This window comes from Mesorhizobium sp. M0808, from assembly GCF_040320025.1.
Classification (GTDB): domain Bacteria; phylum Pseudomonadota; class Alphaproteobacteria; order Rhizobiales; family Rhizobiaceae; genus Mesorhizobium.
Genome location: NZ_JAMYOX010000001.1, coordinates 556,138 through 576,331 on the forward strand (window position 1 = coordinate 556,138; position 20,194 = coordinate 576,331).

Genomic DNA, 20,194 nt, shown 5'->3' on the forward strand with positions numbered 1-20,194 from the left:
CACGAAAGAACGGATTGTGGGCACCATAATACGCGTTTCGATCATGATTAAATACCGCTCATCGTCAACAAAGGAGAGATTTGATGAGCAAGCTGAACGGCAAGGTCGCCATCGTCACCGGCGCCTCCAAGGGTATCGGCGCCGCCATCGCCAAGAGTCTTGCCACGGCCGGCGCCGCAGTGGTCGTCAACTACGCCTCGTCACGGGAAGGCGCCGACCGCGTCGTCGCCGAGATCGAGGACCGTGGCGGCCGCGCCGTCGCCGTCCAGGGCGACGTGTCGCAAGCGGCTGATGTGCGCCGCCTGTTCGAGGCGGCGAAATTGGAGTTTGGCGGGCTCGACATACTGGTCAACAATGCCGGAGTCTTCGCATTCGAGCCGCTGGAAGCGATTACCGAGGCCGAGTTTCACCGCGAGTTCGACACCAATGTGTTGGGCATCATTCTGACCACGCAAGCAGCAGTGAACCATTTTGGCGCGGGCGGCGGCAGCATCATCAACATAAGCTCGGTCGCCAGCCGCAATCCGCAGCCGAACTCGCTCGTCTACGCCGCGACCAAAGGTGCGGTGGACACGATCACGCTGTCGATGTCGCGGGAGCTCGGCGCACGCAACATCCGCGTCAACGCCATCGCGCCCGGCGGCATCGATACCGAGGGCCTCGCGCGCATCGGCATCATCGGCAGCGAATTCGAGAAGCAGATTATAGCCATGACGCCGCTCGGTCGCTTCGGCCTGCCCGACGACGTCGCCCGCGTCGCGGTGTTCCTCGCCTCCGACGAAGCGTCCTGGCTGACCGGCGAGCGCATCACCGCCTCCGGTGGCTGGCGATAGGCATGGAGGGCGCGAACCTGCCGGCTCGCGGACCGTGCTACCCGCGGCGCGACGCACTGCAATCGATGACGAGAGCGATCTAAGCCCTATGTAGCAGCGAGGGAGGAGCGCCGTGCGCCATCGATGACGGCGAGATGCCAGGGAGGTAACGGATGACGGGCGACGAAAAAGCAATCCGAAAGCTGGTCGAGACGTGGATGGATGCGAGCAAGCGTGGAGACATCGCGACCGTCCTCAGCTTGATGACGGACGATGCGATCTTCATGGTTCCCGGCCGGGAACCCTTCGACAAGGAGATCTTCGCGGCAGCCGCGCTGGAGACGGCCGGCGTTCATATCGACGGCACGAGCGATATCGTGGAACTACAGCTTCTCGGCAATTGGGCTTTCATCCGCAGCCGCATCAATATGACCGCGACCCCGCCGAATGGCGAGCCGGTCCATCGATCGGGATATGCGCTGACGCTCCTGCGCAAGGAGGCGGATGGTGAGTGGCGGCTCGCGCGCGACGCAAACCTGCTGACCCAGCAAAGCTAGAGCCGGTCTCCGGCATCTCTGCACCGGAAGGCACGCCAGGGGGAGCGATAAGATGGCGAAGATGCGATGCAAGTCGCCCTGAATAGCGTTCCCCCTCCACCTGATCACACCGGCAAGAGGGCGTTCGGCTTGACATCGGCGATGGAGGCGAAAGTGTGCGTTTCGCGCACGCCAGGCAGTGGCAGGATGACCCGCTGCAGGAAATCCTGGAACACCGCCATATCGGCGATCCGCGCCTTGACCAGATAATCGAAACCACCAACCACCATATGGCACTCCAGAACCTCCGGAGCTTTCGCCACGGCTTCGGCGAAGCGGTCAAAGACATTCGGCGCCGTGTGGTCAAGCCGGACCTCGATGAACACCAGCGTTCCCCGGCCGACCTTGCGCGGATCAAGCACGGCCCTGACCGCGGTGATGAACCCGTCGCGGAACAGGCGCTTCACCCGCTGGCTGGTTCCGGTCGGCGACAACCCGACGCGCCCGGCAAGATCAAGCGTCGTCCGACGGCCGTCTTCCTGGAGCAGCCTGAGCAGGCTGCGGTCTATCTGGTCGAGATCCTCCATTCCACAATCCACGCTATCTCAGAGATTTTTGTGCTTATTTCACGCAGAGATGCCAAAAACAACGTATTTCATCACATAAAACGTCGCAATAACCTGCGCTTCCCTCTCTCACCTAAGCAAACGCGGTGAGCCGATTTCGACGACCACAGGAGTGCAGGATGACCAAACAAGCGTTCAGCCCAGCCGGCAGGAGTGCGGCGGAAATCAGCAAGGGAGCGACCGAGATCCTGGTGCTGAGCGAAGCCGACGTGATGGCATGCATCGACCTCAGCCAGCTTCTCGATGTTCTGGAAGACGGCTTCAAGGTGCTGTCACAAGGCAAGGTCGTCAATCCACCCCGACCACAACTCGACATCCCCGGGGCCGGCTACAGCCTCGCCATGCCGGCCTGGATGGAGGGCATGAACCTGACCGTCAAGATCGTCAACGTCTTCGAAGGCAACCTGGCCAAGAACCTGCCCAGCCACCTTGCCACCATCAGCCTGTTCGATCCGCTGTCCGGCCTGCCGGTCTGCATCATGGACGGCACCTTCATAACCGCAGTGCGAACCTCCGGCTCCGCCGTGCTGTCGGTGCGCGCGCTTGCGCGCCGGGATGCCAGGATAGCGACCGTGGTGGGCGCCGGCGTGCAGGCCAACCAGCACCTGCATCTGTTGCCGCTGGTGCGCGACTTTGCCGAAATCCGTGTCGCTTCAAAGAGTTTCGACGATGCGGCAGCGCTTGCCCGGCTGCATCCGTCGGTGGTGGCGGTCGCCGACCTCGAGGCGGCAGTGCGCAGTTCCGACGTGGTGTGCCTGGCGACCCACTCCTACCAGCCGGTGATCGACGCAGGCTGGGTCCAGCCGGGCACGCATGTCTCGTCGGTCGGGGTGGCACCGCCCGGCGGTGAAATGCCGATCGAGCTCATCGGCAAATCCAGTCTTTTTGTCGAAACCAAGGATGCGTTCAAACCGACCCCGGTCGGCTCTTGCGAGCTTGCCGGCTTCGATCCGGCTTTCGGCACCGAGCTTGGCGCCATGCTGCTCGACCGCGCGCCGGGTCGCGTTTCGGATCAGCAGATCACCACCTACAAGGCGATGGGCATTGCCATGGAAGACATGGTCGCCGCCGACCTCGCCTATCGTTGCGCCCGGCGTCTGCGCAAGGGAAAGCTCATCGTGCTGTAGGCGCGCGCCGCGCGCCAGGCGGGATCGACGGTGCTGACAATGGCGCTTTCGCGCAAGCGGCCGGGCTAAAGGCCGGCCCCTCAGGCCGGCTCGCGCTTCAGCGCCTGCGCCATGCAGTGAATGCCGCCGCCGGTCTTCGAGATCTCGCTCATGTCGATGGCCGCCACCTCGAAGCCGCGCGCCTTGAGCTGACCGATCAGCGTCTGGCTCGAGGTCGGCGCGATCACCCGGTCCTTGCCCAGCGACATGAAGTTGCAGCCGAGCGCCATGGTATCCTGGAACGGCACGTCGATGATTTCGTGGCCCTTGCCCTTCAGCCAGTCGACGATGCCCGGCTCCGTGCAGGCGAGGCAGACAGCGGTCAGTTTTTCAGCGATCGGCACCACCATCAGGTCGATATGGACATAATATTCGTCGATGAAGGCGATGCGGGTCTCCCAGCCCTCCTTGTCGAACCAGGCCTGCACTTGGCGCGCGCCCTCCTCCTGCGTGCGGGCGCCACCGCAGCCGATCAGCACGACGCCGTCCTCGATGACGTTGAAGTCGCCGCCCTCGAACGTGCCCGCGGTGACCATGTCGTAGATCGGGATGCCGAACTTCTCATAGGTGCGGATCGCCGCGTAGTTCTCGCCGCGCCGCCACCACTGGGCCATGGCGGTGATGATGGCGCCATACGGCGTCATGACGCTGGAATCGCGCGAGTAGACCTGCATCGGCAGTTCCGGCGTCGGCTCGTGCCAGTGGATGTTGACACCGAAATGCTCATAGGCGGCGACCAGATCCTTGTGCTGCGCTTGCGCGATCTGGACGTTGCATGGCGCTTCGCGCAGATGCTTGCGCGACAGCGAGCTGGTCGAGAGATGGCGCAGGAAATTCGGCGAGCCGAGCAGCACGTCGGTCAGCACGTCGGTCTCGTTGGCGAAGCCCCAGGCGGTCAGCGGCTTGGTTCCGCCGGCCGGGTTGCGGCGCTGCAGCGAAAACGGCTCGGTGACGATGCGGTCATGGACGGTCATGGGGTTTCTCCTCGTGAAGGGCGGCTTGGTTGATCATGCGGCTTGGTTGCCTGGTATCCACCAATCCCGTCCGCGCGGGGTGGTGATGTATTCCGGCCAGCGAAATCCGATTGGCGGATCGTAGTCGCAGAGCGGCGCGATCCAGTTCGAGCCACCGATGCCGCCGCCGGTGCGGGTGACGAATTCATCCATCGCAGCGTCGCGCGCAGCCTCGTCTTCCAACAGGCGAAGTGCTGCCAGCGCGACCGTCTTTGCGGCGCAGATGACCATCGGATCGATGGTGGCAGAAATGCCGCCCAGCGCATTCATCGCCCAGGACGGAAACGCGTGGCCGTTCTCGGATCGCAGCGCCGGCCGGGCGACGTAGAATCGTGCCGTCGGCGTGTGCCACGACATGTCGGTGTAATCGTCGGAGGTCGAATTGAGCTGCGACGGCGGCAGGTCGCGGCGCAGGATCGCCTCTGCATCCTGCGGCGCAATGAGCTGCTCCAGCTCGGCGATGAACGGCTCGTCGGTCGCCGCCCCGCCGGCATTGACCTGGATCTCGCGGGCGATCGCCTTGGCCGCCTCGTCCCAACGCGGCGGCCCAACTGTCGACAGCGCTTCATAGGCGATACTTGCCATGGCATGGTTGGCCAGCCCCGGCCGCGACTTCGACACCCAGTGCCGCTCATGGCGGCAGCCGCTCATCTTGGCTGCGGCTTCCGCATTGCGGTCGAGCATGGCGGTGACCTGCTCGGCCATCGCCAGCGTCGGCACGCGGATCATGTATTGGATCTCGGCCAGCCCGGCCGGCAGATTGTCGGCGGTCGCCTGGCCCGCCGTCAGGATCGCCTCGCTGATCGACCAGCCGCCCTGATGCGGCAGCATGGAATCGCGCAGCGCCTTGGAGGCCATATACATCATCATCAGCGCGTCGTTAGCGCCGGGCGCCCTGACCGCCGAATGCGCCTGCGGGATGGGTGCTGCATCGCTTGCGCGAACCCAATTTTCGGGTTCGTCGCACACAAAGCGGTAGATCATCGCATAGGCCGCACCGCAATGCGTGTCCCAGCGCGCGGTATTGCAGAGCGGCAGCATATAAAAAGGATGGAAGGAGACCATGCCCGCCAGCCCATCGTAATAGCCCTTCGCGGCATGGATCGGCTTCGACCCGCGCACCTTCTCCGCCGGCTCGCCGGTGAAGCGCAGCGTGCCTGATATGCCGTGGCGTTCCATCGCCGCCTTGGTCGCCAGCAGCCCGCCGAGGCTGGCAATGCCGAGGCCGGAATGCGGATCGGTGTGGCCGCCGGCCTGTTCGCCGAGGCCAGGGCGCGGTCGCTTCACCGTCGCCGCATCCTGGCAATTGCCAGGCACCGCGTCGTACTCGGCATACATGCCGATGGTCGGGCCGGTCCCGTTGGTCCAGTGGGCGCAGAAGGCGGTCGGCATGCCGCCCGATCCTTCCTCGACCGAAAACCCTTCGTGCTTCAACTGCTCCACATACCAGGCCGCCGACTGGTATTCGCGCCAGGCGGTCTCGCCGAAATCGAAGATCGTCCGCGTCCACGCCGACAGCGACGGCTGGATGTCGTCCAGACAGGCAAGCGTGGTCGCTTGCGCGGAGGTCACCGGTATCTTCATCCGTCAAAGAAAGCAGTGAAGCGCCTCGCCAAAAAGTGATATGTTTTTCCGGCTCATGCAAATTCGGTTCACCTCTTGAGAATTCCCTCGACGCAGGCGCTGCGCGCCCTCGACAGTTTTGCCCGCCACGGCAGCGTCTGGCGCGCCGCCGACGAACTGCATCTGACCCGCAGCGCAGTCAGCCATCAGCTTCGCCTGCTCGAACGCGATCTCGGCTTCGACCTGCTCGAGCGCATCGGCAAGGGCGTGGCACTGACGCCGCGCGGCCAGCGCTATGCCAGCGACGTGCGCAAGGCGCTGACGGTGCTGGGCGACGCGGTGACGCGCCATGCCGGCACCGGCATCGGCGGCTCGTTCAGCGTCAGTTGTACGCCGGGTTTCGCCTCGCTGTTCCTGTGCACCCATATCGGCGAGTTCCGGCAGATGTACCCCGATGTCGCGCTGCGCATCCTGACGCCGCGCCGTCTCGACGACGTCAGCAATGCCGAGGCCGATGCCTTCATCGCCTTCGGCGTCGGCAATTGGCCGAACCGCGCGGTCGAGCTGTTGTGCGGGATCTCCTTTACGCCGCTGTGCAGCCCGACGCTGCTCAACAAGATCGGCGGCTTCTCCAAGCCGGCAGACGTGCTGCGCGCCAATCTCCTGCATCTCGGTGACACCGAGGACTGGGCGCGCTGGCTGGCGCTGTCCAAGGTCGAGAACCCCGACCCGGAAGGCGGCATCTTCTTTTCCGACATGAACCTGGTCTTTTCGGCGGCGATCGCCGGCCAAGGCATCGCTATGGGCGACGAGCTGACCAGCGGCCGGGCACTGAGCGAAGGCCGGCTGGTCCGCCCCTTCGACATAGCGATCAATTCACCGCGCTCGTATTTTCTGGTTTCCGAGCACGCCAAGGCGGCGCATCCGGTGCTGGAGGCGTTTGGGCGGTGGCTGAGGTCGAAGCTGTCGGAGAACCAGCGTTAATCTCCCCCCTCGAGGGGGAGATGGCCGCGAAGCGGCCAGAGGTGGTCGGGCCAACTGGGCTCGGCCTGCTGCTGCAGAGGAGGTTGGCACTTCAAGCGAAGCGACCCCCTCTGTCGCCTTCGGCGACATTTCCCCCTCGAGGGGGGAGATTGGCGCATAGATGAATCAAATTTGCCGATCAGGCGAAAACTATTCGGTTGCGGTGAGCCGCCGCCCTGCCTACGATTTCGCCTACGCTAAGGAAAGGGCAGGATGCAGCAACCCGGCCGGGCCGCAGAGATCAAGGCAATCGGGATCGGCAAGAGCTTCGGCTCGTTCCGTGCGCTGGACGATCTGACGCTCGATATCGGCCGTGGCGAGTTCCTCACCTTGCTCGGCCCCTCCGGTTCCGGCAAGACCACCTTCCTGATGATCCTTGCCGGCTTCATTCAGCCGACCGACGGTCGCCTTTACAGCGACGGCGTCGACATCACCGAGCGGCCGGCCGAGCAGCGTGCCGCCGGCATGGTGTTCCAGGGCTATGCGCTGTTCCCGCATATGAGCGTCGAGGCCAACATCGCCTTCCCGCTCAAGGTGCGCAAGAAACCGGCGGCCGAGATCAAACGCCGCGTCGGCGAAATGATCGAGCGCGTCGGGCTCAAGGGCCACGAGAAGAAACTGCCGTCGCAATTGTCCGGCGGCCAGCAGCAACGCGTGGCGCTGGCGCGGGCGCTGGTGTTCGAGCCGGGCGTACTTTTGCTCGATGAGCCGTTTTCGGCACTCGACAAGGGCCTGCGCGGCCAGATGCAGGCCGAGATGAAGCGGTTGCACCAGGAGACTGGCACCACCTTCGTCTTCGTCACCCATGACCAGAGCGAGGCGTTGGCGTTGTCATCTCGCGTCGCCATCTTCAACCATGGCAAATTGCTGCAGGTCGGCGCGCCGGACGAGGTCTACGACCGGCCGGACAACCGCTTCGTCGCCGAGTTCCTGGGCGAGATCAACATGCTGCCGCTGAAGGGCGTGCGCCCGGCCGACAATGGCTCGACGGGCCTCTGCGAAGACCGCGCGATCAGCATGCGCTGCAGGGCCGAGAAGGTCCGTGGCGATGCCATCCTGGCGATCCGGCCGGAATACATGTCGATCGCCCGCGAAGCCGCGGCAGGCGAGAACGGCATTGCCGCGACTGCCGTCGCCTCGACCTATCTCGGCGCTGCGACGCGGCTCGATCTGACGACGCGGCAAGGCGCCAAGGTGACGGTCTCGGTGCCGAACGAGGTCGCCGCCTCTGCCCTCAGCAAGGGCAATTCCGTCTGGCTGACCTGGCCCGCGGAGAAAGGCTTCCTCCTTCCGGATGGAGAGCAATGACGATCGGCGTGGCGAATTCGCCAAGCTGACATTCAGGAAATACCAACGACAAAAGGGGAACTGACATGACAAACCAAACCAAGAAAAATTCCATCGAGGCGCTATCCGCCAGGGCAGTGCGCGGCGAGATCTCGCGCCGGCAGTTCACGCAGCTGGCCGCATTGGTGCTGGCCGGCACGCCGATGCTGCTGCGCTCGACCGGCGCCGTTGCCGCGGCGAAGGAACTGGTGCTGGTCAACTGGGGCGGCGACGCCATCACCGCCTACGATGCGGCTTATGGCCAGGCCTTCACCAAGGAGACCGGCATCACCGTCAAGATGGACGGCTCCGGCCCGACCGAAGGCGCGATCGCGGCGCAGTTCAAGAGCGGCGCGCCGACCTGGGATCTGGTCGACGTCGATCCGTTCTCGGCCATCACTCTCGGCGCCCAAGGCATGCTGGAGCCGATCGACTATGCGGTCGTCGACAAGAAGAAGATGCGGCCGGGATTCGGCTGGGAGTACGCTGCCTCGACCTATTTCTTCTCCTACGTCATCGCCTACGATGCCGAGAAATACGGCAGCCAGGCACCGACCGGCATGGCCGACTTCTTCGACGTGGCAAAATTCCCCGGCAAGCGCTCGCTCTACAAATGGGGCGTGTCGAGCTGGGAAGCGGCACTGCTCGCCGACGGCATCGCGCCGGCCTCGCTCTACCCGCTCGACCTCAAGCGCGCGCATGACAAGATCGCCGCCTTCAAGGAAAACGTCGTCGCCTATTGGGGTGGCGGCGCCGAAAGCCAGAGCGTGCTGCTCAATGGCGAGGCCTCGATGGCGATCGTCTGGTCGACGCGGGCTTCGCTCATCGAGCAGGATTCCGGCGGCAAGATCAAGTTCATCTGGGACCAGGGCCTGATCTCGCCCGGCGCGCTCGCCGTGCTCAAGGGCAATCCCGGCGGCAAGGACGCGGCGATGAAGTTCATCGCCAGCACCCAGGACCCGGAGAAGGAACTCATCATGTTCGACAAGCTCGGTCAGGGTCCGGCCAACCCGGCCGCCGACGCGCTGATCCCCGCCGACAAGAAGCGCATCAACCCGGTCGATCCCGAGAACATGAAGAAGCAGATTCCGCTCGACATGGATTGGTACGCCAAGAACTACGGGGCAGCACTCGACGAATACACGAAGATCATCTCCGCCTGACAAGCCGGGATAACCGGATGAGAGCATACCTCTCCGACAGGATGGGCGCGGCGCTGTTGATGGCGCCGCTGCTCCTCTTTCTTGTGCTGGCCTACGCCTGGCCATTCCTTGGCGTGGTTAAATGGAGCTTCACCCTGCCCACGCCGGGGCTGGGGCAGTACAATGCGCTGCTCACGGATCAGTTGGTGCAGTCGGTCTTCATCCGCACGCTGCGTATCGCCGCGATCGTGACGATCGTTTCGGTTGCCGCCGCCTACGCCATCACCGTTGTCTGGGTACGCGGCACGCCGGTGCAGCGCGTCGTGGCCGAGTTCTGCATCCTGGTGCCGTTCTGGATCTCGGTGCTGACGCGCGCCTTCGGCTGGGTGGCGCTTTTGTCCAATCGCGGCCTGATCAACACCTGGCTGCAGGCGGTCGGCTTCATCTCGGAGCCGCTGGCGCTGGTGCGCAACGAGTTCGGCGTTATCGTCGGCATGACGCATTTCCTCATCCCCTTCGCGGTGTTTCCACTGGCCTCTTCGATGCGAAGCCTCGACGACCGTGTGCTGCTGGCGGCGCGCGGCCTCGGCTCCAGCCGCATGCGCACCTTCTGGTCGGTGTTCGTGCCGATGACCCGCTCCGGCATCATCGGCTCGGCGCTGATCGTCTTCGTCTTTTCGCTCGGCTTCTTCGTCACGCCGGCGATTCTCGGCGGCGGCCGCAGCGTGATGATCGCTGAGCTGATCTATCTCCGCATCTTCCAGAGCCCAGACTGGGGCCTGGGCGCGGCGATCAGCGTGGTGCTGGTGTTATTCGTCGGCGCGCTGATGGCGCTGCTTTTCCGCTATATCAGGCCGAAGCAGTTGGTGTAGCGCGATGCCGACCTACCGCCCCGGTCCCGTCTCGCTGATCCTCGCCGCCCTGGTCGCGCTATTCCTGCTGTTGCCGCTGCTCGCCGTCATCCCGGTATCGCTGACGCCGAGCCGCATGCTGGCGATGCCGTCGGGCGACCTGTCGCTGCGCCATTACCAGGCGCTGATCGAGGATCCGCGCTGGATCAATTCGATCCTGCTCTCGATCAGGATCGGCATAGTCAGCAGCGCCTTTTCCACGGTGCTGGCACTGTGCTTCAGCCTCGGCGTCTGGATGTTCCAGCCGCGCTTCACCGCCGCTCTCGTCGGCTTCGTGCTGCTGCCAATGGTGGTGCCGCCGGTGGTCTCGGCAATCACGCTCTATTTCCTGCTGACCTCGATCTCGGGGTTCTCGTCGTTCTTCGGCTATGACACCTGGCTGGGTGTCGCCATGGCGCATGCGGTGATGACGGTGCCCTTCGCCACGGTGCTGATCCTGGTGTCGCTTAGCCAGCTCGACCGCCGCATCGACCTCGCAGCCCGCGGCCTCGGCGCGACCGTGTGGGAGCGCGCCACCCGCATCATCATGCCCAACATCAAGTTCGGCATCGTCACCGCAGCACTGCTGTCCTTCGTGCTGTCCTGGGAAGAGATCGGCGTCACCCTGTTCATCACCTCGGTCAACGCCATCACGCTGCCGCGGCTAATGTGGATGGGCCTGCGCGACAACATCGACCCGGCGATCGCAGCGCTCTCGGTGATCCTGATCGTCATCACCGTGCTGGTGCTTGTGGCGCGAAGCGTCGTGGTCAGGCTGCGCGCGGCGCGGTAGACGCCGCCTCACGCCGTGGTGACTGGCGCGAATGAAACCTTGGGCTACGATTTTCGTTATAGATGGTTCAACAGGTCGAAGGCCCCGCCATGAACCAAGGATGGTTTGCCAAGCCGGTTGCGGTTGCGGTCGGCATCGTGGGAGATATCCGCAACATTTCCAACGCACGGCAGGCTGTCGCGTTGCTGGAAGCCCACTGGCGTGACACCGGCAGCGCCAAACACGGGGTGGCACTGCGCACATGCCGCCGCGCCATGAGCGACGACCGCTGGACCGAAGCCGCCCGGAACGCATTCGTCGAGGCCGCGCGGGAGGCGCATGTCCTGGTCGAGCGCGCCGTCGAACCGGAGAACCGGTCCAGGCAGGCAGGACCGTGATCGATTTTTGAGAGCTCGGTGGTCCGGCGGATTTATTGCATCTCAGGCAGCATGCAACCTTGGAACGGCGCTGACGTCGACCTCGCGCTCCGCATGCCAGGCATCATAGGCAGCCTGCATCCTGAGCCAGATCGCGGCGCCGTCGCCGAACATCTTTCCAAGACGGGCAGCGACAGCCGGCGACACCGGCTTCTTTTCGCGGATGATGTCATAAAGCTGCTGGCGCGAGATTCCGAGCAGATTGGCGATTTCCACCTTGGTCTTTCCGGTTGCCGGGATAATGTCGTCGAGCAGCGCCCCGGGGTGGGATGGGCAGCGCTCCATCGGACGCATCGGCTCATACACGCTCATAATCGATTCTCCAATCTAAGCCGTCTCAATGGTACTGTTCGAAATCGACGCGGGCAGCATCATTGGCGTCGAATTCGAATGTGATTCACCACGGCCCGTTGACATGCACCGTGTAGCGGATCGGGTTGAAGCCCTCCAAAGCGTGGAAGTCGAAGCCGGGCAGGTCCATGTCATCAGGCCTTTCCGAGACTTCCAAGCGGTCAAGACGGACAAGGATGCGCTTATGCATCTTGGCGTCGATCTTTCCGGTCTTTCCGGTTTGAAAGAGGTCCGCCAGCGCCTTGTGCTTGAACGACTTGATCATGCAACATGTAAGCATATTGCTGACGCGGGTCAAGCAGGTGTAAGCAAATGATTTACAGAATGGTCCAGCCAATCGGAGGCAATAGCTACGCCCGCTGGATGCTGAGCCGGGCCAGCCGAATACCTGGCGGACCTATGTCACGGCATTATCCGCTATCCCATGGCGTGGCGAATAGTCTTGGACAGGCGGCTCAAAAATGCCGGCCTCGACGATGCGTCGAGCTTCCACGACAGCACTGCCGTCGCCATTTTCCGCGGCAACAGCCCGACCGACAGGAACCAGGCGGCAAGGATGGCGCGCCGCCGCAAGGATGCGGTCATTTCGAGGCTGGCGACGGCGCCGGCCGCCCCGAGCGCCAGCCGGGAATCATCGGCCACGGGGTGTCGGCCGCTGTCGGCGCAGAGCGACGCCAGCCGCTCTTCCAGGTGGACCGGATCGTGGCGGACAGCATCCGACGGCACGATGGTCAGGCCGATCCCCGAGGCCTGGTCCGACAGCGCCTGCATGCGGCGGAAATCGTGGGTTACCCGCCAGCGTGCCCGCTCGGCGAGCTTTTCACCGAAGACTGAATGGTTGGCGCCGTGGATCCGGTAGGCGCCGAGGCATTCGTCGATCGATTGGACATGCCCGTACATCGGCGCCAGCGTTGCCAGATAGCCGTCGGCGCCCTGGCGGAATTCCGGCTCCGGTATCGGCATGATCGATTCGAGCGTTGCGCGGTCAAAGGCCAGCCCGCTGGTCACTGTCGTCTGATAGCGGCCCTTGTGCAGGAGTTTCGGCATGACGTCACCGCTGTCGAAAGGCAATTCGGGCGGCGGAAAGACATCCTTGATGCGTTGCCCCTCGTCGACGATATGCAGTCTGGACTGGACCTGGGCGGTTGCATCATCCCAGGTTTCGACAATGGTGGAGACGGCGGTTGGATAAAGGTAATCGTCGGCGTCGAGGAACAGGACGATCTTGCCCGAGCTCGCCGCAAAGCCGGTGTTGAACGCCGCCGCGTGTCCGCCATTTTGCGCCCGCGGGCATGCAAGGATCTCGTCGCGATAGGATTCCATGATTGTCGTGGAATTGTCCTGCGATGCATCGTCGACGACGATGACTTCGACATCCGCGTAGTCCTGCTCGAGGGCACTGTCGATGCTGCGTTTGAGGAAACGCGCGTAGTTGTAATTCGGGATGATGATGGATACCGGAATTCTCGGGACAGGCTGCATCGCGTTTGACCTCGCATCTTGCTTTGGTTCGGCAAAGGCCCTCATGGGCCTGCCCCCTCTTCAAGCGCCCTCTTGGCGCGCAACGAGTTCCCTGGGAGAAAGCCTGCGCTTTCCATCAGGAGACGGGTCACGTTTCGCTTTGCGACTTCGTATTGAGGCCGCCATTGCCTTCGAGGCTGCTGCCATGGTCAGGGTTGGCGGCAGCAAAAGCTCCGACGGTTCGGCCAAGGTGAGTCGCAACCGAGCCCGACGAAATGTCTCGCCTCGCGATCAGGTCGGGACCGAAGCGGACGGTGCCATGAAGGCATGGCGGATACTGGCCTTCAAATGCGGCTGGAACAAGCCCCGCGTCGAAAACAGGGTCACTTCAGGTTGCGTCTCAGGCGGCATACTGCGACCGCCGGCGCTTTTGCCCCGGAGCCGGCGAACCGCCTCCGGGCCTTATAGTCGTGTGGCCTAAACAGTCAGGCGGCCTGCAAACCCGGCTGCGACAGGTCGACTTCCTCCGGCAAGTCACCGGCCATGGCGGCGGCAAACTTCGTCTGGTCGAGTTCTCCCTCCCAGCGCGCCACCACCACTGTCGCCACCGCGTTGCCGATGAAGTTGGTCAGCGCTCGGCATTCCGACATGAAGCGGTCGACACCGAGGATCAGCGCCATGCCGGCGACCGGCACGGTGGGGACGACTGAAAGCGTTGCCGCCAGGGTGATGAAGCCGGCGCCGGTGATGCCGGCGGCACCCTTGGAGCTCAGCATGGCGACGGCGAGCAGCAGGATCTGGTCGCCATAGGTGAGCGGCGTGTCGGTCGCCTGCGCGATGAACAGCGCGGCAAGCGTCATATAGATGTTGGTGCCGTCGAGGTTGAAGGAATAGCCGGTCGGGATGACCAGGCCGACCACCGAGCGGTTGCAGCCGGCGCGCTCCATCTTGGCCATGAGGCCCGGCAATGCCGCTTCCGAGGACGAGGTGCCGAGCACCAGCAGCAGCTCTTCCTTGATGTAGCGGATCAGCGCCAGGATCGAGAAGCCGTTGTAGCGGGCAACCGCGCCGAGCACCACCAGCACGAACAGCAGCGCGGTCAGGTAGAATGTGCCGATCAGCATGGCGAGATTGGCGATCGAGCCGATGCCGTATTTGCCGATCGTGAAGGCCATGGCGCCAAACGCGCCGATCGGTGCGGCCTTCATCAGGATGGCGACGAGGCGGAAGATCGGCGTGGTCAGCGCCTGCAGGAAATCGACGACGGGACGGCCGCGATCGCCGACCAGTGCCAGGGCGACGCCGAACAGCACCGAGAAGAACAGCACCTGCAAAATGTCGCCCTGCGCGAAGGCGCCGGTGATGGTGTCAGGGATGATGTTCATCAGGAAGCCGACGATGGTTGTGTCGTGCGCCTTCTCGGCATAGGCCGTCACCTTGGTGGTATCGAGCGTGGCCGGATTGATGTGCATGCCGGCGCCAGGCTGGACGACATTGGAGACGACCAGGCCGACGACAAGCGCCAGCGTCGAGAACACCAGGAAATAGATCATCGCCTTGCCGGCGACGCGGCCGACCTTCTGCAGGTCGGAAACGCCGGCGATACCGGTCGCCACCGTCAGGAAGATCACCGGCGCGATCACCATCTTGACCAGCTTGATGAAGGCGTCGCCGAACGGCTTCATCGCCTCGCCGGTTTCGGGATAGAAATGGCCGAGCAGCACACCGGCGGCGATCGCCGCCAGCACCTGCACATAAAGATGCCGGTATAAGGGAAGTTTGCCGCGCGGCTCGGCGGCAGCGATTGCTGTCTGCATGACGTCCTCCATGGCGCCCCGATCGAAAGCTCGACTCCCCGGGGCAGTTGTTTTGAGACCAGCAGCCTCGCGACTGCTGAATTCGTGTCTGCAACAGCCGTGCCAGATACGCAGAAGAGTGCTTCAGCATTGATTTTATTGAGCATTCGCAAACGTCCGCACTGCCGGACGCATGGTCAAGTGCGACTCTCCGCATAGGTCGAATTGTGTTTTGTGCGAGTTCATGCACAAATGGGCGATGCTGCAACGCCCCGCCGGTGCCTTGTCTTCGACGCCCGAGCAACTCGCCAGGCGGGCGCGCCGAGCCTGGCTGCTGTTTGCGGCCGTCGCCCTGCTGATCGTCACCGCAGCGCTCTACGGCGCCGGCCTCTACGGCCGCACCGCCGAGGTCGAGACCCTGGCGGCGCAGGGGCGTACCGACGCCAATCTGAAGGTCGCGCTGCTGCGCGCCGTGCTCGAAAGCCCGCGTGCCCTGCCCCTGCTTTTGTCCGCAGACCAGCAAGTGCGTGACGCGCTGACGCAGAAAAATGCCGCGGCAATCGATGTGCTGAACCGCAAGCTCGAGGGGCTGGTCTCGGGCACCAAGGCGTCGGTACTCTATGTCATCGGCACCGATGGACTGGCGATCGCCTCCAGCAACTGGCGCGAGCCGATCAGCTTCGTCGGCAACGACTACCGTTTCCGCGATTATTTCTCCGGCGCGATGCAGGCCGGAACCGCCGAGTATTTTGCGCTCGGCAATGTCAGCAAGCGTCCCGGCCTCTACATTTCGCGGCGCGTCGGCGATGCCGCCGCACCGCTCGGCGTCGTCGTCGTCAAGATGGAGTTCGACCAGCTCGAAGCCGACTGGCGCGAGGCCAACCGCCCGGCCTATGTCAGCGACGAGAACGGCGTCGTGCTGATCACCAGCGTGCCGTCCTGGCGCTTCATGACAACCGCACCGCTGGCCGCACCCAAGCAAGCCGCGATCCGCGACAGCCAACAGTTCGGCGACGCGCCGCTTGTGCCGTTGCCGATCACGCACCCGCGGGCGCTCAGCCCGGATGTGTCGATCGTCCACGCGGTGACGCCCGGCGGCAGCGACGCGGAGTATCTCAGCCTTTCCACGACGGTTCCTTCGACCCCCTGGCGGCTCGACTATCTTGTCCCGGTCGAAGCGCCGATCGCCGCTGCCGTCCGCGAAATGCGGCTTCTTGCGCTCGGCGTCGTCGTCCCGCTGCTCGGCCTTGCCGCGTATCTGTTGTGGCGCCGGCAGTCGGCGCAGATGCAGATTGCCGCCGAACAGGCGGCCCGCACCGAACTCGAACGCCGCGTCGTCGAACGGACCGAGGATTTGAGCCGCGCCCGCGACCGGTTGCAGGCCGAGATAACAGGCCACCGCAGCACGGAAGCCAAGCTCCAAATCGTGCAGCAGGATCTGGTCCAGGCCAACCGCCTCGCCATCCTCGGCCAGGTCGCGGCCGGTGTCGCCCATGAGATCAACCAGCCGGTCGCCACCATACGCGCCTATGCCGACAATGCCCGCACCTTCCTCGACCGCAAGCAGACCGGGCCGGCCGAGGAAAACCTCGGCGCTATCGCAGCCCTTACCGAACGCATCGGCTCAATCACCGAGGAGTTGAAGGCATTTGCCCGCAAGGGCCGCACCGCCGCCGAGCCTGTCGAATTACGTGGTGTTATCGAAGGCGCCGTCATGCTGTTGAGAAGCCGCTTTGCCGGCCGGCTCGACGCATTGGCCATCGACCTGCCGCCGCCGAGCCTCAAGGTCATGGGCAATCGGGTGCGGCTCGAACAGGTGCTGATCAACCTCTTCCAGAACGCGCTCGAAGCACTCGACGGCCGCGACGACGCTCATGTGCAGGTGTCGGTCGAGGAGACCGCGGACGGCGTGACGGTCGGCGTGTCCGATAACGGACCGGGCATTCCACCCGCGATCCTCAAATCGCTGTTCACGCCGTTCAACACCTCCAAGGAAAAAGGCCTTGGCCTTGGCCTCGTCATCTCGAAGGACATTGTCGCCGATTATGGCGGCCGCATCGAAGTTTCGAGCGACGACAGCGGCACCCGCTTCACCATTCATCTCCAGGCAGCAGCGTAAGCCATCATGACGAACGACAATGCCGCGCCGGTGATCCTGATCGACGACGACCGCGATCTCCTCAAGGCCACCACGCAGACGCTGGAGCTTGCCGGCTTCTCGGTCTCGGCCTTTGCGGTGGCGGCCGAGGCGCTGGCCAGGCTCGACGCCGGTTTTGTCGGCGTCGTGGTGTCGGATATCCGCATGCCTCAGATCGACGGCTTGCAGCTTTTCAATCGCATCCTGCGGCTGGATGCCGACATTCCCGTCATCCTCGTCACCGGCCACGGCGACATCGCCATGGCCGTCAAGGCGATCAAGGACGGCGCCTACGACTTCATCACAAAGCCCTTCGCCGCCGACCGGCTGGTACAGAGCGTGCGCCGCGCAGCGGAAAAGCGCCGCCTGGTGATGGAGAACCGCGCCTTGCGCGAGGCGGCCGGAGAGGCGCAGGACGGCCTGCCGCTGATCGGCCAGACGCCGGCGATGGACAGGCTGCGCCGCACACTACGCCAGATCGCCGACACCGACGTCGATGTGCTGGTGACCGGCGAGACCGGCTCTGGCAAGGAGGTGGTGGCAAGCCTTCTGCATCGCTGGAGCCGCCGCGCGAAGGGCAATTTCGTCGCGCTGAATTGCGGCACGCTGCCGGAGACCGTCATCGAGAGCGAGTTGTTCGGCCATGAGGCCGGCGCCTTCACCGGCGCGCAGAAGAAACGGATCGGCCGCATCGAGCACGCCAGCGGCGGCACACTGTTCCTCGACGAGATCGAAAGCATGCCGGTCTCGACACAGGTGCAGATGCTGCGCGTGCTGGAGATGCGCGAGGTCACCCCGCTCGGCACCAACGAGGTGCGGCCGGTGGATCTGCGCGTCGTCGCCGCCGCCAAGGTCGATCTCGGCGATCCGCGCCAGCGCGGCGCCTTCCGCGAGGACCTCTACTACCGGCTCAACGTGGTGACGATCTCGATCCCGCCACTGCGCGAACGCCGCGACGACGTCGCCCTGCTGTTCTTCTACTTCGCCGAGCGCGCCGCCGCCCGTTTCCACCGCCAGGTGCCGGCAGTGCCGGCTTCGGTGCATCGCCATCTGAGCGACCATGACTGGCCGGGCAATGTGCGCGAACTGGCGCATTTCGCCGAGCGGTTCGTGCTTGGGTTGGAGGAAGGCGCCGAAGCACAACCCCCTGCCCTGACCGAATCGAACGCCGCCATGAAGCTGCCGGAGCGGCTGGAGCGCTACGAGGCCGACATCATCCGCGAGACGCTTGGCAGCAACGACGGCGACGTCAGGCGCACGATCGAAGCGTTGGGGATTCCGCGCAAGACCTTCTACGACAAGCTCCAGCGCCACGGCATCGTGCGCAGCGATTTTTCCCGGTAATCGCCGCCGGGCCTCGACCGAGCGGCTCGGCTATTTGGCGTCGTGGAAGATGATGCCGACAGTGTGGCGCATGCCGGAGCGAAGCCGGCTGACGCCGTGCCTGAGATTGACGCGGTAATTGCCCTTGCTGCCCTGGACCGGTCGATTGTGGACCGCGAAAGCGACCGCATCGCCCTGGCGCAGCGGCACCACCTCGGCGCGGCTCTGCATGCGCGGACGCTGCTCGGTCAGCACGAACTCGCCGCCGGTGAAATCCTTACCTGGTTCCGACAACAGGATCGCCACCTGCAGCGGGAAGGCAAGATCGCCGTAGAGATCCTGGTGCAGGCAGTTGAAGTCGCCGGGAACATATTGCAGCAGGAGCGGCGTCGGCCGCGTCTGGCCCTGCTCGTGGCATTGCCTGAGGAACGCGGCGTGTTCGTCGGGGTAGCGCTGCGCGATACCCATGCGCTCGTTCCAGTCATTGGCGACCGCGGCCAGGCGCGGATAGAGCGCGGTGCGCAAGCCGCCGATCAAGTCGGGCAAGGGATAGCGGAAATAGCGGTACTCGCCCTTGCCGAAACCATGCCGCGCCATGTGCACATGGCTGCGGAAATGGCTCTCGTCCGGATAGAGCCCGGCGATATTCCGGCACTCCTGCGGCGTCAGCAGCTTTTCCATCACCGCGCAGCCATAGCCGCTCAGCTCATCGGCCAGCGTCCGCCAGTCATATCCGGCAACGCGCACCTCCGCCGATTTCACCGCCGCTTTCGCGCCTATCGAAAGGATGGTCATGGCTTCGCCTCCTGTGGCTTCCGTGTCATTGAGATGGGTGAAACGGCGCGCGCGGACCACCCGTTTCTTGCCGGGTGAGCCTCGCGGGATGGGACACCATCCAATTTCCCATTTCGTTGTTGTGCGCTAAACTTGTTCCACTTCAACGGGCCGCCACCCCCATGATCGTCCAGACCTGCATCAATGGCGCGCGCAGCGCCGATTATCATCCGCAACTGCCGCTGACGGCGGAGGCCATGGCGCGTGACGGCGCGGCCTGCATCGCCGCCGGCGCCGCCGAACTGCATGTTCATGCCCGCGGGCTGGACGGTCGCGAAAGCCTGGCTCCGGCGGCGATGGACCGGACGGTGCTGGCGCTCCGCCGCGCCTGCCCGGGGACGCTGATTGGCGTGTCGACGGGTGCCTGGATCGAGAACGACGACCAGCGGACGCTGGCCGCGATCGCCGCCTGGAGCGAGCTGCCCGACTATGCCTCGGTCAATCTCAGCGAGAATGCAGCGCCCGCCGTCATGGAAAGCCTGCGACGGCGCGGTATAGGCATCGAGGCCGGCCTCGCCTCGGTCGCCGATGCCCAGCGCCTGGTCCGCCTCGACCACAGCAGCCAGGTGCTGCGCATCCTGATCGAAATCTCCGAGCAGGAGCCGGACGCGGCGCTGGAGGTCTGCGACGGCATCGCCGCGGTGCTCGACGGCGCCGGGATGCGCCGGGCGATCCTACTGCACGGCGCCGACGCCACGGTCTGGCCTTTCGTGCACCGGGCGGCGGAGCGCAACTGGTCGACGCGCGTCGGACTGGAAGACGGCAAGGAGCTTCCTGATGGAACGGTGGCGTCCGGTAACGCCGCGCTGACAGCGGCAGCCGTCGCGATCTTCGAGACCAGCCGGTAACGCGAGGAAAGCGTTGATGACGGCCATTCTCCTCTTCACAGGGGAGATGCCAAGTTTTGGCAAGGAGGGCAGCACGAGGGGCCTGCCCGTTGACGCTCCGGACCAAACCCGAAAAGCCCCGGCCGAAGTCAGGCGGAT

Annotated in this window: 20 protein-coding genes; 12 read left to right on the forward strand and 8 right to left on the reverse strand. The window is 64.4% G+C overall.

What is annotated here, in order from left to right:
- The first annotated feature begins 83 nt into the window (after positions 1-83).
- Both NKI25_RS02925 and NKI25_RS02930 read left to right on the forward strand, forming a co-directional pair.
- Positions 84-833: an SDR family NAD(P)-dependent oxidoreductase gene (locus NKI25_RS02925; protein ID WP_352569121.1), complete on the forward strand. Its 750-nt coding sequence runs from the start codon at positions 84-86 to the stop codon at positions 831-833.
- A gap of 152 nt (positions 834-985) precedes the next feature.
- The gene (locus NKI25_RS02930) at positions 986-1,369 is read left to right on the forward strand and encodes a YybH family protein (RefSeq protein WP_352569120.1); all 384 of its coding nucleotides are present in this window, start codon (positions 986-988) and stop codon (positions 1,367-1,369) included.
- Positions 1,370-1,473: 104 nt separating this feature from the next.
- On the opposite strand, the gene NKI25_RS02935 is transcribed toward NKI25_RS02930, so the two are convergent.
- The gene (locus tag NKI25_RS02935) at positions 1,474-1,935 is read right to left on the reverse strand and encodes an Lrp/AsnC family transcriptional regulator (protein WP_352640909.1); all 462 of its coding nucleotides are present in this window, start codon (positions 1,933-1,935) and stop codon (positions 1,474-1,476) included.
- Between the two features lie 158 nt (positions 1,936-2,093).
- Between NKI25_RS02935 and NKI25_RS02940 the strand changes: the two genes are divergently transcribed.
- Positions 2,094-3,101: an ornithine cyclodeaminase family protein gene (locus NKI25_RS02940; protein WP_352621386.1), complete on the forward strand. Its 1,008-nt coding sequence runs from the start codon at positions 2,094-2,096 to the stop codon at positions 3,099-3,101.
- Positions 3,102-3,181: 80 nt separating this feature from the next.
- Here the strand turns inward: NKI25_RS02940 and NKI25_RS02945 are convergent, their stop codons facing one another.
- Both NKI25_RS02945 and NKI25_RS02950 read right to left on the reverse strand, forming a co-directional pair.
- Positions 3,182-4,114 carry a dimethylarginine dimethylaminohydrolase family protein gene (locus NKI25_RS02945; RefSeq protein ID WP_352621388.1) on the reverse strand — a complete coding sequence of 311 codons (933 nt, stop codon included), beginning with the start codon at positions 4,112-4,114 and terminating at the stop codon, positions 3,182-3,184.
- A 33-nt stretch (positions 4,115-4,147) separates the two neighbouring features.
- The gene (locus tag NKI25_RS02950) at positions 4,148-5,737 is read right to left on the reverse strand and encodes a zinc-binding metallopeptidase family protein (RefSeq protein ID WP_352621389.1); all 1,590 of its coding nucleotides are present in this window, start codon (positions 5,735-5,737) and stop codon (positions 4,148-4,150) included.
- A gap of 75 nt (positions 5,738-5,812) precedes the next feature.
- Here NKI25_RS02950 and NKI25_RS02955 point away from each other — a divergent pair, with 75 nt between their 5' ends.
- From NKI25_RS02955 to NKI25_RS02980, 6 genes are all read left to right on the forward strand, one after another.
- The gene (locus NKI25_RS02955; RefSeq protein WP_023677271.1) at positions 5,813-6,700 is read left to right on the forward strand and encodes a LysR substrate-binding domain-containing protein; all 888 of its coding nucleotides are present in this window, start codon (positions 5,813-5,815) and stop codon (positions 6,698-6,700) included.
- 252 nt (positions 6,701-6,952) lie between these two features.
- Positions 6,953-8,047 (forward strand): ABC transporter ATP-binding protein, encoded by a 1,095-nt coding sequence (locus tag NKI25_RS02960; RefSeq protein ID WP_352455434.1) that lies wholly within the window; start codon positions 6,953-6,955, stop codon positions 8,045-8,047.
- 65 nt (positions 8,048-8,112) lie between these two features.
- Positions 8,113-9,228, forward strand: coding sequence for an ABC transporter substrate-binding protein (locus NKI25_RS02965; RefSeq protein WP_352578474.1), 1,116 nt, complete (start codon positions 8,113-8,115; stop codon positions 9,226-9,228).
- A gap of 17 nt (positions 9,229-9,245) precedes the next feature.
- Positions 9,246-10,079 carry an ABC transporter permease gene (locus NKI25_RS02970; RefSeq protein WP_031194462.1) on the forward strand — a complete coding sequence of 278 codons (834 nt, stop codon included), beginning with the start codon at positions 9,246-9,248 and terminating at the stop codon, positions 10,077-10,079.
- A gap of 4 nt (positions 10,080-10,083) precedes the next feature.
- Positions 10,084-10,890 carry an ABC transporter permease gene (locus tag NKI25_RS02975; RefSeq protein WP_023677267.1) on the forward strand — a complete coding sequence of 269 codons (807 nt, stop codon included), beginning with the start codon at positions 10,084-10,086 and terminating at the stop codon, positions 10,888-10,890.
- An 89-nt stretch (positions 10,891-10,979) separates the two neighbouring features.
- Positions 10,980-11,267 carry a DUF982 domain-containing protein gene (locus tag NKI25_RS02980; RefSeq protein ID WP_031211945.1) on the forward strand — a complete coding sequence of 96 codons (288 nt, stop codon included), beginning with the start codon at positions 10,980-10,982 and terminating at the stop codon, positions 11,265-11,267.
- A gap of 42 nt (positions 11,268-11,309) precedes the next feature.
- Here the strand turns inward: NKI25_RS02980 and NKI25_RS02985 are convergent, their stop codons facing one another.
- The 4 genes from NKI25_RS02985 to NKI25_RS03000 all read right to left on the reverse strand — a co-directional run bounded on the left by NKI25_RS02985 (position 11,310) and on the right by NKI25_RS03000 (position 14,935).
- Entirely contained in the window at positions 11,310-11,618 is a 309-nt protein-coding gene (locus NKI25_RS02985; protein WP_023677265.1) for a HigA family addiction module antitoxin, read from the reverse strand.
- Positions 11,619-11,703: 85 nt separating this feature from the next.
- The gene (locus tag NKI25_RS02990; protein ID WP_352998124.1) at positions 11,704-11,922 is read right to left on the reverse strand and encodes a type II toxin-antitoxin system RelE/ParE family toxin; all 219 of its coding nucleotides are present in this window, start codon (positions 11,920-11,922) and stop codon (positions 11,704-11,706) included.
- A gap of 152 nt (positions 11,923-12,074) precedes the next feature.
- The gene (locus NKI25_RS02995) at positions 12,075-13,139 is read right to left on the reverse strand and encodes a glycosyltransferase family 2 protein (protein WP_352621392.1); all 1,065 of its coding nucleotides are present in this window, start codon (positions 13,137-13,139) and stop codon (positions 12,075-12,077) included.
- A gap of 464 nt (positions 13,140-13,603) precedes the next feature.
- Positions 13,604-14,935 carry a dicarboxylate/amino acid:cation symporter gene (locus NKI25_RS03000; RefSeq protein ID WP_352621394.1) on the reverse strand — a complete coding sequence of 444 codons (1,332 nt, stop codon included), beginning with the start codon at positions 14,933-14,935 and terminating at the stop codon, positions 13,604-13,606.
- Between the two features lie 238 nt (positions 14,936-15,173).
- Between NKI25_RS03000 and NKI25_RS03005 the strand changes: the two genes are divergently transcribed.
- Entirely contained in the window at positions 15,174-17,033 is a 1,860-nt protein-coding gene (locus NKI25_RS03005) for a sensor histidine kinase (RefSeq protein WP_352998126.1), read from the forward strand.
- Between the two features lie 6 nt (positions 17,034-17,039).
- On the forward strand, positions 17,040-18,395 hold the full coding sequence (locus NKI25_RS03010; RefSeq protein ID WP_352998128.1) for a sigma-54-dependent transcriptional regulator: 1,356 nt from the start codon (positions 17,040-17,042) through the stop codon (positions 18,393-18,395).
- Positions 18,396-18,425: 30 nt separating this feature from the next.
- Here the strand turns inward: NKI25_RS03010 and NKI25_RS03015 are convergent, their stop codons facing one another.
- A complete protein-coding gene (locus tag NKI25_RS03015; RefSeq protein WP_352569112.1) occupies positions 18,426-19,169 on the reverse strand; it encodes a 2OG-Fe(II) oxygenase in 744 nt (247 codons plus the stop codon).
- A gap of 161 nt (positions 19,170-19,330) precedes the next feature.
- Here NKI25_RS03015 and NKI25_RS03020 point away from each other — a divergent pair, with 161 nt between their 5' ends.
- Complete coding sequence (locus tag NKI25_RS03020) at positions 19,331-20,056, forward strand: 3-keto-5-aminohexanoate cleavage protein (RefSeq protein ID WP_023677257.1); 726 nt, start codon at positions 19,331-19,333, stop codon at positions 20,054-20,056.
- Positions 20,057-20,194 lie beyond the last annotated feature (138 nt).

What these genes read in the sequence shown, in the direction of transcription:
- NKI25_RS02990 (WP_352998124.1), bottom strand. Translation starts at nt 11,922, where the DNA reads ATGATCAAGTCGTTCAAGCACAAGGCGCTGGCGGACCTCTTTCAAACC.
- NKI25_RS02995 (WP_352621392.1), bottom strand. Translation starts at nt 13,139, where the DNA reads ATGCAGCCTGTCCCGAGAATTCCGGTATCCATCATCATCCCGAATTAC.
- NKI25_RS02935 (WP_352640909.1), bottom strand. Translation starts at nt 1,935, where the DNA reads ATGGAGGATCTCGACCAGATAGACCGCAGCCTGCTCAGGCTGCTCCAG.
- NKI25_RS02975 (WP_023677267.1), top strand. Translation starts at nt 10,084, where the DNA reads ATGCCGACCTACCGCCCCGGTCCCGTCTCGCTGATCCTCGCCGCCCTG.
- NKI25_RS02930 (WP_352569120.1), top strand. Translation starts at nt 986, where the DNA reads ATGACGGGCGACGAAAAAGCAATCCGAAAGCTGGTCGAGACGTGGATG.
- NKI25_RS02985 (WP_023677265.1), bottom strand. Translation starts at nt 11,618, where the DNA reads ATGAGCGTGTATGAGCCGATGCGTCCGATGGAGCGCTGCCCATCCCAC.
- NKI25_RS03005 (WP_352998126.1), top strand. Translation starts at nt 15,174, where the DNA reads ATGCTGCAACGCCCCGCCGGTGCCTTGTCTTCGACGCCCGAGCAACTC.
- NKI25_RS03010 (WP_352998128.1), top strand. Translation starts at nt 17,040, where the DNA reads ATGACGAACGACAATGCCGCGCCGGTGATCCTGATCGACGACGACCGC.
- NKI25_RS02980 (WP_031211945.1), top strand. Translation starts at nt 10,980, where the DNA reads ATGAACCAAGGATGGTTTGCCAAGCCGGTTGCGGTTGCGGTCGGCATC.
- NKI25_RS03000 (WP_352621394.1), bottom strand. Translation starts at nt 14,935, where the DNA reads ATGCAGACAGCAATCGCTGCCGCCGAGCCGCGCGGCAAACTTCCCTTA.
- NKI25_RS02925 (WP_352569121.1), top strand. Translation starts at nt 84, where the DNA reads ATGAGCAAGCTGAACGGCAAGGTCGCCATCGTCACCGGCGCCTCCAAG.
- NKI25_RS02940 (WP_352621386.1), top strand. Translation starts at nt 2,094, where the DNA reads ATGACCAAACAAGCGTTCAGCCCAGCCGGCAGGAGTGCGGCGGAAATC.
- NKI25_RS02960 (WP_352455434.1), top strand. Translation starts at nt 6,953, where the DNA reads ATGCAGCAACCCGGCCGGGCCGCAGAGATCAAGGCAATCGGGATCGGC.
- NKI25_RS02965 (WP_352578474.1), top strand. Translation starts at nt 8,113, where the DNA reads ATGACAAACCAAACCAAGAAAAATTCCATCGAGGCGCTATCCGCCAGG.
- NKI25_RS02950 (WP_352621389.1), bottom strand. Translation starts at nt 5,737, where the DNA reads ATGAAGATACCGGTGACCTCCGCGCAAGCGACCACGCTTGCCTGTCTG.
- NKI25_RS02945 (WP_352621388.1), bottom strand. Translation starts at nt 4,114, where the DNA reads ATGACCGTCCATGACCGCATCGTCACCGAGCCGTTTTCGCTGCAGCGC.
- NKI25_RS02970 (WP_031194462.1), top strand. Translation starts at nt 9,246, where the DNA reads ATGAGAGCATACCTCTCCGACAGGATGGGCGCGGCGCTGTTGATGGCG.
- NKI25_RS03015 (WP_352569112.1), bottom strand. Translation starts at nt 19,169, where the DNA reads ATGACCATCCTTTCGATAGGCGCGAAAGCGGCGGTGAAATCGGCGGAG.
- NKI25_RS03020 (WP_023677257.1), top strand. Translation starts at nt 19,331, where the DNA reads ATGATCGTCCAGACCTGCATCAATGGCGCGCGCAGCGCCGATTATCAT.